This is a genomic window from Microbulbifer donghaiensis, assembly GCF_900129095.1.
In the GTDB taxonomy this organism is placed as follows: Bacteria; Pseudomonadota; Gammaproteobacteria; order Pseudomonadales; family Cellvibrionaceae; genus Microbulbifer; species Microbulbifer donghaiensis.
Genome location: NZ_FQVA01000001.1, coordinates 2,394,763 through 2,404,616, shown reverse-complemented (window position 1 = coordinate 2,404,616; position 9,854 = coordinate 2,394,763). Strand labels below are relative to the sequence as shown.

General features: G+C 62.5%; 7 protein-coding genes and 1 pseudogene. All 8 read right to left on the bottom strand.

The genetic code is table 11. The features are described 5' to 3' along the window. Positions 1-319, bottom strand: a pseudogene (locus BUC36_RS10365) (IS3 family transposase); the annotation flags it as partial. A gap of 95 nt (positions 320-414) precedes the next feature. After that, a complete protein-coding gene (locus BUC36_RS10360; protein ID WP_073274349.1) occupies positions 415-1,422 on the bottom strand; it encodes a fumarylacetoacetate hydrolase family protein in 1,008 nt (335 codons plus the stop codon). After that, entirely contained in the window at positions 1,419-1,979 is a 561-nt protein-coding gene (locus BUC36_RS10355; protein ID WP_073274347.1) for a VOC family protein, read from the bottom strand. The genes BUC36_RS10360 and BUC36_RS10355 overlap by 4 nt, the downstream gene beginning before the upstream one ends. Before the next feature lies 1 nt (position 1,980). Next, positions 1,981-3,066, bottom strand: a complete 1,086-nt coding sequence (gene hppD, locus BUC36_RS10350; protein WP_073274345.1) for a 4-hydroxyphenylpyruvate dioxygenase — start codon at positions 3,064-3,066, stop codon at positions 1,981-1,983. A gap of 207 nt (positions 3,067-3,273) precedes the next feature. Then, positions 3,274-5,133: a glycoside hydrolase family 3 protein gene (locus BUC36_RS10345; RefSeq protein WP_073274342.1), complete on the bottom strand. Its 1,860-nt coding sequence runs from the start codon at positions 5,131-5,133 to the stop codon at positions 3,274-3,276. Between the two features lie 16 nt (positions 5,134-5,149). Beyond that, entirely contained in the window at positions 5,150-6,154 is a 1,005-nt protein-coding gene (locus tag BUC36_RS10340; RefSeq protein ID WP_073274340.1) for a DUF4380 domain-containing protein, read from the bottom strand. Beyond that, positions 6,142-8,727 carry a glycoside hydrolase family 3 protein gene (locus BUC36_RS10335; protein WP_073274338.1) on the bottom strand — a complete coding sequence of 862 codons (2,586 nt, stop codon included), beginning with the start codon at positions 8,725-8,727 and terminating at the stop codon, positions 6,142-6,144. Before BUC36_RS10335 ends, BUC36_RS10340 begins: the two co-directional genes overlap by 13 nt. A 24-nt stretch (positions 8,728-8,751) precedes the next feature. After that, positions 8,752-9,792 (bottom strand): glucokinase, encoded by a 1,041-nt coding sequence (gene glk, locus BUC36_RS10330; protein ID WP_073274336.1) that lies wholly within the window; start codon positions 9,790-9,792, stop codon positions 8,752-8,754. Between the last annotated feature and the right edge of the window lie 62 nt (positions 9,793-9,854).

The window sequence follows — 9,854 nt, the reverse complement described above, 5'->3', positions numbered from 1 at the left end:
TGTCGATGATTTCCATCATCTTCTCCATCAGATACTGGCGATCCTCGGCGTCTTTGAGCTGTCGCTCCAGCCGCTTGATGGTTTGGGCAGGTGTTTCTGGCTTCTTTGACATGGAGCTGCTCCTGGTGGAAGACCAGTCCAACTTACCATGCTTTCGGAGCCAGACCAGTACAGTGCTTCTACCCTGAATGCCGTAGATATCCTGAGCCTGTTTATACGTCAGATCGCCTCTTTCGACCTCTTCGACGACGGCCAATTTAAAGCCCAAGGTGTAATCACGCTGGGTGCGCTTTGGGCGGGTAGGAATAGGGGTATCCATTAATAGGTCTCCAAAGTATCAACCTATTTCAGGACGGGACACTTCAAATAAAAAAGGCCACCGAATGGTGGCCTTTTCTGTGCGCGGTAGCGGCGTTATGCCTGCTCCACCGTCTGCTCGATGCGGCCGAAAATGGACTGGCCGTTTTCGTCCAGCATCTCGATGGCGATGTTGTCGCCGAACTGCATAAACGGCGTGCTCGGCTGGCCGTTCTGGATCGTCTCGATCATGCGGATCTCGGCGATACAGCTGTAGCCGACGCCGCCCTCGGCCACCGGCTTGCCGGGGCCGCCGTCCAGCTTGTTGGACACGGTACCGGAACCGATGATGGTGCCGGCACCCAGCGGGCGGGTCTTGGCCGCGTGCGCGATCAGCTGGCCGAAGTGGAAGGTCATGTCCACACCGGCATTCGGCTCGCCGAACTTGCCGCCGTTCAGGTGCGAGACCAGCGGCAGGTGCAGCTTGCCTTCCTTCCAGTTGTCACCCAGCTGCGCCGGCGTGACGCATACGGGCGAGAAGGCGCTGGAGGGTTTGGACTGGTAGAAGCCGAAGCCCTTGGCCAGCTCGTTCGGGATCAGGCCGCGCAGGGAGACGTCGTTGACCAACATCACCAGCTTGATGTGCTGGAGCGCGTCTTCCGCAGACACCCCCATCGGCACGTCATCGGTGATTACGGCGATCTCCGCCTCGAAGTCGATACCGAAGCCTTCGCTCTGCGGCATCTTTACCGGCTCGCGCGGCGCCAGGAAGGTATCGGAACCGCCCTGGTACATCAGCGGGTCGGTCCAGAAGCTCTGCGGCATTTCCGCGTTGCGCGCCTTGCGCACCAGCTCGACGTGATTGACGTAGGCACTGCCATCGGCCCAGTGATAGGCGCGCGGCAGCGGCGAGTGGCACCTGGCCTGGTCGAAGGCTTCGCCCTGGATCTCGCCGCTCTCCAGTTTCGCGTGCAGCGCTTCCAGGTCCGCCGAGGCGGCGGCCCAGTTGTCCAGTGCGGCCTGCAGGGTCGGGGCGATTTCGCTGGCTACTACCATGCGGGTCAGGTCGTTGCTGACCACGACCAACTGGCCGTCGCGACCGGATTTAAGACTGGCTAATTTCACTGTGCCTCCACTTCAACAGTCGGTTCAAACTCTGCGTCACCGTGCATCCACGCGGCGTGGCGCGGTGCCTTCTTGGTGCGGGCCCACTCGTCGAGCATGTCTTCCGCCACGCGCTTCAGCTCGGAATGCATGCCGGGCTTGGCGGTGTTGGCGGCCAGCTCGATACGGTGGCCGTTCGGGTCGAAGAAATAGATGGACTGGAAAATGGTGTGATCGGTCGGGCCGAGCACGTCCACGCCGGCGGCTTCCAGGCGATCCCTGGCCGCCAGCAGTTCGTCCATATCCTCCACTTCGAAGGCGATGTGCTGCACCCACTTGGGTGTGTTCTCATCGCGCCCCATGTCCGGGGAGTTGGGGATTTCGAAAAAGGCCAGCACGTTGCCCATGCCCGCGTCGAGAAACACGTGCATGTACGGGTCCGGCTCCTTGGTGGACGGCACTTCGTTTTCCGCGATGGCCAGCTGGAAGTCCATGCCGAGGAGATCGCGGTAAAACTCGACGGTCTCCTTGGCATCCCTGCAGCGATAGGCCACGTGGTGAATGCGTTTGATGCCCATCTTAGGCCTCTTTCTTGTCGCCGATCACGCCGCGCTGCAGCTGATCGCGCTCGATGGATTCGAACAGCGCCTTGAAGTTGCCCTCGCCGAAGCCTTCGTCTTCCTTGCGCTGGATGAATTCGAAGAACACCGGGCCGAGCATGTTGGCAGAGAAGATCTGCAGCAGCAGGCGCGGCTGGCCGCCTTCGGTGGTGCCGTCCAGCAGGATGCCGCGGGACTTGAATTCCTCGGTGGGCTCGCCGTGGCCCGGCAGGCGCTCTTCCAGCATCTCGTAGTAGGTGTCCGGCGGCGGGGTCATGAATTCCATGCCGCGCTCTTTCAGGCGGTCCCAGCACTGGATCAGGTCGTCACAGGCAAAGGCGATGTGCTGGATGCCCTCACCGTTGTACTTCATCAGGAATTCTTCGATCTGGCCGCCGCCACCGGCCGCCTCTTCGTTCAGTGGGATGCGGATCTTGCCGTCCGGCGCGGTCATCGCCTTGGACAGCAGGCCGGTGTACTCGCCCTTGATGTCGAAGTAGCGGATCTCGCGGAAGTTGAACAGGTCTTCGTAGTACTTGGCCCAGTAGTCCATGCGGCCGCGATAGACGTTGTGGGTCAGGTGATCCAGGGTGTGGAAACCACAGCCTTTCGGATGGTGGTCGACGCCTTCCAGCCACTCGAAGTCGATGTCGTAGATGGTCTCGCCTTCCTTGTAGCGGTCGATCAGGTACAGGGTGGCACCGCCGATACCCTTGATCGCCGGCAGGCGCAGTTCCATCGGGCCGGTGTGCACTTCGCGCGGCTGCGCGCCCTTCTCGATGGCGCGCTCGTAGGCGGCCTTGGCGTCCTTCACCCGGAAGGCCAGGCCACAGGCAGACGGGCCGTGCTCCTGGGCGTAGTAGTGGGCGTGGCTGCCCGGCTCGTAGTTGGTGACGAAGTTGATATCACCCTGGCGCCACAGCTCGACATCTTTGGAGCGGTGACGGGCGACTTTTTCAAAGCCCATGGCCGCGAATACGTGCTCGAGGATGCCTTTCTCCGGCGCGGTAAATTCGACGAACTCAAAGCCATCGAGACCCATCGGGTTTTCAAACAAATCGGCCATGTGGTCCTCCCTATCTCATCTCAACGTTCAGATATTAAAGTGTGGAATCACCCACATTAGTTTCAGGTGCAACAAACTAGTTGCACATGTAACCAAAGTCAAGGGGGCGCGAGATAGACGGGCCAGTGGCCACAGGCCACCGATATCAGGAGGATAGTGCCGCCCGACCGACTGGTACCAGTCGTGCGGGCGGCTTTGCGGGCCGGCTTATGGCTTCTCGTAAGTCAGACCAAAACCGAACGGGTAAAGCGGGTCATAGTTTTCGTCGCCGATGTTGACCGGGATCTGCTCCAGGGACTGCGGCCAGCTGACCGGCAGTTTTCCCTTGGGCGCGTGATCACCGAACAGTACGTCCGCCACACCGGCGCCCTCGCTGCCCGGCAGCCAGGCAGCCACGGCGGCCCGCGCGGATTCGAGTGCATCGGTCATGATCAGCGGACGGCCGGATACCACCACCAGTACAGTGGGCACACCCGCCTTCTGTACCCGCGCCAGCATTTCCCGCTGCGCCTTGCTCGGGGTAATCGGCTGGCATTTTTCACAGGGGGCGGGGCGGTAGTCACCCATGCCCTCGGCGTACGGCTCCTCGCCCACGACCACGATGGCCACATCGTGGCCGGCGGCACCGTCGCCCGCGGCGCTGTATGTCACTTCTCCGTCGGACAGCGCCTCTATGCCTTGCAGGATGGTGGTGCCGTCGGTTACCGGGCCGCGCCCGCCCTGCCACTCGATAGTCCAGCCGCCGGACTGCAGGCCGATATCGTTGGCGTGATCGCCGGCCACGAAGACCTTCGCACCCTTGTCCAGGGGCAGCAGGTTGGCATCATTCTTCAGCAATACCAGTGATTCGCGCACAGCCTGCCGCGCCAGAGCGCGGTGCTCGTCGCTGCCGATCACTGCATCCGCATCGCTACTCACAGCCAGCGGCGCCAGCGGCGCATCGAACAGGCCAGCGCGCAGCTTGGTCTTGAGGATGCGGCTGACCGCATCATCGATGCGCTCCATAGACACCTCACCGGCTTCCACCGCGGCAGTGAGATCGGCGATGAATGCGCGCCATTCTTCCGGCTCCATGACCATATCGAGACCGGCATTGATCGAGCGAACCACTCGCTCGCGATTGGTCTCCGCGGGGATTTCGCCCAGTGCCGCCCAGTCGGAAATGGTGAAGGCGTCGAAACCCAGCTCGTCTTTCAGCTTGCCGGTGACCAGGGCTTTATTCTCGTGCATCTTGGTGCCGTTGACGCTGCTGTAGGAGACCATCACGGTACCCACGCCCGCTTGCAGCGCGGGGATATAGGGGGCGATATGGATTTTCTCCAGCTCCGCGGCCGCCAGGCGGGTATCGCCGCGGTCGATTTCATAACCTTCGTCACCGCTGCCGTACGTGGTACCGCCATCCGCCACCCAGTGCTTGGCCGTGGCCACCACCTTGTTAGAGCCAATCGTTTTGCCGTTCAGGCGACCGCCCTGCAGGCCGTTCACATAGGCCTTGCCGAGCACCCCCACCAACTGCGGCGATTCACCAAAACATTCGTAGGCCCTGCCCCAGCGATCGTCGCGGGCCACGCAGAGGGTGGGAGCGAAGGTCCAGTGCACGCCGGTGGCGGCGGTTTCGCGCGCGGTGGCGGCACCTATCTCCTGTGCCAGCTCGGCGTTGCGGGTCGCGCCAATCGCAACATTGTGAGGGAAGATGGTGGCGCCCTTGAGGTTGCTGTGGCCGTGTACCGCATCGGTGCCGTAGATCAGGGGAATACCCAAGCGGGTGGATTTGGCCGCGTCCTGGTAGGCACCGATCATCGCCACCCACTCCGCACGGGTATTGTCTCCGGGAAAGGAGCCGCCCCCGTTCAGGATCGAGCCCAGGTGATACGTTTTTACATCCTCCGGCGTGGCGTGCTTGCGTTCCGCCTGGGTCATCTGGCCAATCTTCTCCGCCAGGGTCATTTGACGGAGCAGCTCGTCGACTTTCTTGTCGATGCTCTGCTGGCCGACCGCAGCCGTGCCCGCTAGCAACGCGGCAGCGGCGGAACCGAGCAGCACACAGTGCTTTATCATTTTTTTCATTGTGACTTCCCTTTTATCAATGGCTCGACGGGCCATCCCCCGCTGATAAGTTGATTTCAGGCCCTGGGCGAATGTCCGCCTGCGAACCGCTTTCGATGGTCGCGCCAGCCCGCTGCAGCTGCGCGTTGACAAACTCCACTAACGCAGCCGATTTCGCTGCCACCGGGACCGTCGACGGAATTTTTGCCATCAGCCAGTGGGTGCGCCAATTCAACTGTTCCCCCGCTTGCAGTGCCTGCGCGGCACTCTGGATTTCCAGCTCCAGGTAAGGGCTCTTGTCGCTGAGGTACAGCTCGATATCCCCCTCGCCGCTGGCCATCTGCTGCGGACGGATACGCGGATAGATTTTCAGGTACAGGTAGCCCCCATCGGCGTAGGCGAGCCAGCCGGCGCTGCCGTTGGCGATCACCTTGCCCTCGGTCAGCGGCTCGCCCGTATTCATGGGCAGCCACAGGATATCGTGTTCATCCAGGACAAAATCCATCTCACCGCGCACAGTCTCGACCGTGCTGCGCGACACGGGTGCGAAGGCCAGGCCGCTGCGCGCCACGCGGGTAATCTCCCACGCGGCCAGTTCGGCAAACGCCGTTTCTGTCACGATGCGATAGTCCAGTTGCAGCAGGTTGTCGCCGAGGGCCCGCACACCTTTCACTACCCGTGCGCCGGCGCCGCTGGCGCTCTGCAGCTGCACACTGTGTTGCGACTGCTGCAGCAGCGTATAGGGCGCGCTATCGTGCGCAGCGACAGGCGGCCATGACCACAGCGATTGCGGACTGAGCCAGAAGGTGGAACCGAAATTATCCGCGTGTACTTCCGGCCCCGTCAGTATCTGGTGCCCACCCAGCTGCAGGCCGGTAATTCGGCCACCGGTTCGCGGATCGACGGTTACCCTGAGATCGCCACTGCGCAGGGAGACGTCGGCCGCGGCCGGTGCCCTAACCGGACCGAAGGTCGACACGGCCACACAACACAGCGCGGCCGCGCCGCCACAGCGGCGCAGCCAGTGACTCAGCCGCGACATTGGATATCGGCGGATTCGGCTGCACCGGGCACATACTTGATGTTGGCCACAGCGAGTGACAGAGCACCGGCACTGTTGAGTGACAGCGCGTTGGAAACCTTGCTGAAGTCGGCGCCCTGCTCGACAAAACACTGCAGGTCGATGGACAGCCTGGACCACTCACCGGGTGGCAGCTGCTGCAGGGACGGCTGCAGCGGCAGCTCAGCCACACAATCCGCACCACAGGCGATCTGTGCGCTGACCCGCTGGCCGGGCTTCTGGTCTACGCGGATATCCAGGGTCAGTGCGGCGTTCTCGTTCAGGTAGCGGCTCAAGTCCTGCGGGCTCTCTGCAGCCAGCTGCACGCTGCCCGCACGCAGGCCCTTCCACTGGATCTGGCGCGCATCTTCCTGCGACTCCATATCGATGGCGGCGACGGTGATGTTGCCGTCGTCGCCACTGCTGGCGCGGTTGCCGCTAACCGCAACCGCGGGGCGCTCGCTTTCGGCGATCTCCAGCTGCCAGGGGGCACGCGGGCGCGACACCATCAGCCAGGCATCTTCCAGTTTCCCATCGGCATAGGTTTCGCCATCTTCCGGCAGCGCGTTGCTGACCAGGGACTCCTCGCCGTTGCCGAGGCCGTAACCGAGGGCGAACAGGGGTTCGTAGTCGGTGTGGTAGGGATTGAGCACCGTCTGGTGTACGTATTGCGGCCAGCTGAACGGCAGCTGCCCGGTAAATTCGTAGCGCACCTCGCCGTCGGCATCGGTAAACAACACGTCGGCCACACCGGCGCCCTCTGAACCCGGCAGCCACGCGGCGACGAAACCATCAGACGCGTTCATCTCCTTGTTCACCCACAACGGACGACCGGACAGGAATACACTCACCACCGGCACACCCTGTGCGCGCAGTTTCTGCAGCAACGCCAGATCTTTCTTGCTGCCCAGCTGGTATTCGATACTGGCGAGGTCACCGTGCCACTCTGCATAGGGCTCTTCACCAAATACGACGATAGCTACATCGGGAGCGCCGCCGTCGGCGAACGTGTCAGTGGCAAAGCTACCGTCTTCACTCAGCACGGCCTGGCCACCGCCATCCGCTACTGCGGCCTGGATACCGGCAAAGATTGAGGTGGCACCGGGGAAATCCTCGGCGCTGTTACCGGTCCCCTGCCAGGAAATAGTCCAGCCTCCGGACTGTTTGGAGAGATTGTCGGCGCCGTCGCCGGCGACCAGAACCTTCTGCTGCGGCTTCAGCGGCAGCAGGTTGTCGCTATTTTTCAACAGTACCAGCGACTTGCGCACGGCTTCGCGGGCCAGGGCGCGGTGCTCGTCATTGCCGAGAATGCCATCTTTGCCTGCCAGTGGGCGCTCATGCTCGAACAGCCCCGCGCGGATTTTTACCCGCAGGATGCGGCGCACCGCGTCCTCGAGGCGCTCAGGCCTGATTTCGCCACTCTTCGCCTGTGCCAGGGTGTTGTTGTACAGCGCCTTCCAGTCGGACGGCACCATGAACATGTCCAGGCCCGCGTTGATCGCTGCCGCACAACTCTCCACGGTGCAGCCCGGCACGAAGCGATGGCCATTCCAGTCGCCAACCACAAAGCCATCAAATCCAAGGCGCTCTTTCAGCACATCGGTCAACAGGTATTGGTGCCCGTGCAGGCGATCACCGTTCCAGCTGTTGAAAGACGCCATCACCGTCTGTACTCCGGCAGGCAGGGCGCTCAGGTAACCGGCGGCGTGCACCTCGGCCAGTTCCTTTTCCGGCACGTGGTTGTCGCCGCGATCGATGCCGCGCTCGGTACCGCCGTCACCGACAAAATGTTTGGCGGTGGCGACCAGGTTTTCGCCGCGCAGGAAATCCTCGTCCTGCTTTTCGCCCTGCAGGCCCTCGACCATTTCAGCAGCGTAGGCGCGCACCACCTCAGGGTCTTCCGAGTAACTTTCGTAGGTGCGCCCCCAGCGATCATCGCGCACTACGGCGATAGTCGGGGCGAAGGTCCAGTCAACGCCGGTGACCGCGACTTCGCGCGCTGTGGCTTCGCCGATGCGGCGAATCAGCTCAGGATCCCGTGCGGCGCCCAGACCGATGTTATGCGGGAACAGGGTGGCACCGATGATATTGTTATGACCGTGCACGGCGTCGCTACCCCAGATGATCGGGATGGCCACACCGCCGTCGGAAGTGTCCATGGACGCGGCAAAGAAAGCTTCCGACAGCGCGAGCCAGTCCTGTGGCGTGGCGAACTTGTCATTGTTCGGGTAGGTGCCGCCGCCATTCAGAACCGAACCGAGGTGAAACTTCTTCACGTCCTCTGGAGTGACGTATTTAATTTCCGCCTGAATCAGCTGACCGACTTTTTCCTCTATGGACATACGGCCCAGCAGCGCGTCGATGCGCGCCTCCAGTTCCGGATCGACGGACAGCGCAGGCTTCAGTTCGGGCCACACGGAAATATCGCCGGTCGCGCCTTGCACTGTTTCGGCCGCTGCGCCAGCAGAAGGATTTGCGTCCTGGCCGCTGTCACAGCCAGCGAAAATGGCACTGCAGAGCAGCAGGCCTGTGGTCATCTGTTTGCACAATGACATGGAGTCACTCCTTGGTCTTTATCGTTATCTTTCGCTGCCGAGATAGGCCGCCGCACCAGCAAGAGCCGGGAAAAGATGGCGCACCAGATGCACGGGCACATTCTGCAGATAGTCGGACATCGCGCCCTTGGCGCGCATCCGGGTATAAAACTCGCTCGCTCGCAATAGCGGTTCGATTCTCGGCAAGATCCCCCCGCCCAGGTACAGGCCGCCGCGGGCGCCGAGTATCAGCAGCACGTCGCCACAAAAACCGCCGAGCAGGTTACAGAAGGTATCCACCGCATCGCGTGCCAGCGCGCAATCACCGGCCAGCGCCGCCGAGGAAATCGCCGCGGCATCGCGCAGCGGAGCGTCCTGCCCGCGCACTGCGCCGAGGCTGCAGAAAATATTCACCAGGCCACGACCGCACAGAAGATGCTCGGCGGAGACATGGCTGTGAGTACGACGCAGGAACTGCACGATGGCGAATTCCTCGTCTGTGACCGGCGCGATGGCCGCGTGGCCGCCCTCTCCGGGCAGCGCCTGCCAGCTATTGCCGCTGCGGTGCAGGCCGCAAACCCCGAGACCGGTGCCGGGGCCAATCACCGCGCGCAGTTCGCCGGACGTATCGGCCACGGGCATCGCCTGTGACGCCTCGTCAATGCGAACCAGGTCATCGCCGTGCAGCCCGGTACAGCCCAGGGCCAGTGCGGCGAAGTCATTGATGACTTCGACACGCGCGTAACCCAGCGCCTGTTGCAATCCAGACTTGGAAAAGGTCCACGGCAGGTTGGTCACCGCAACCCGGTCGGCGCCGACCGGGCCGGCCACCGCGAGACAGGCTTCACTGATATCCGCCACCTTCGCAGCGGGCAGCGATTTCAGATAGGTTTCCAGTGCCAATTCAATGCGCTCGAACTCGGCGCACGGCAGTAACTGTATGTCCTCAACCGGCGCTTCCGAATGCGCACCATCCGCGGCCGCCACACTCTTGGCGAGCCCGAAGCGGGCATTGGTGCCGCCGATATCGGCGACCAGTTTCCAGCCCTGCGCCGCGCTCTCAATGGATTTTGCCAATTCCTGCATGGGTCACTCTAGGTCCTTATCGGTAGATATTAACCCGGCACAACGATTTGCCGCCGCCGGTC

What these genes read in the sequence shown, in the direction of transcription:
- BUC36_RS10345 (WP_073274342.1), bottom strand. Translation starts at nt 5,133, where the DNA reads ATGAAAAAAATGATAAAGCACTGTGTGCTGCTCGGTTCCGCCGCTGCC.
- BUC36_RS10340 (WP_073274340.1), bottom strand. Translation starts at nt 6,154, where the DNA reads ATGTCGCGGCTGAGTCACTGGCTGCGCCGCTGTGGCGGCGCGGCCGCG.
- BUC36_RS10335 (WP_073274338.1), bottom strand. Translation starts at nt 8,727, where the DNA reads ATGTCATTGTGCAAACAGATGACCACAGGCCTGCTGCTCTGCAGTGCC.
- BUC36_RS10355 (WP_073274347.1), bottom strand. Translation starts at nt 1,979, where the DNA reads ATGGGCATCAAACGCATTCACCACGTGGCCTATCGCTGCAGGGATGCC.
- glk (WP_073274336.1), bottom strand. Translation starts at nt 9,792, where the DNA reads ATGCAGGAATTGGCAAAATCCATTGAGAGCGCGGCGCAGGGCTGGAAA.
- hppD (WP_073274345.1), bottom strand. Translation starts at nt 3,066, where the DNA reads ATGGCCGATTTGTTTGAAAACCCGATGGGTCTCGATGGCTTTGAGTTC.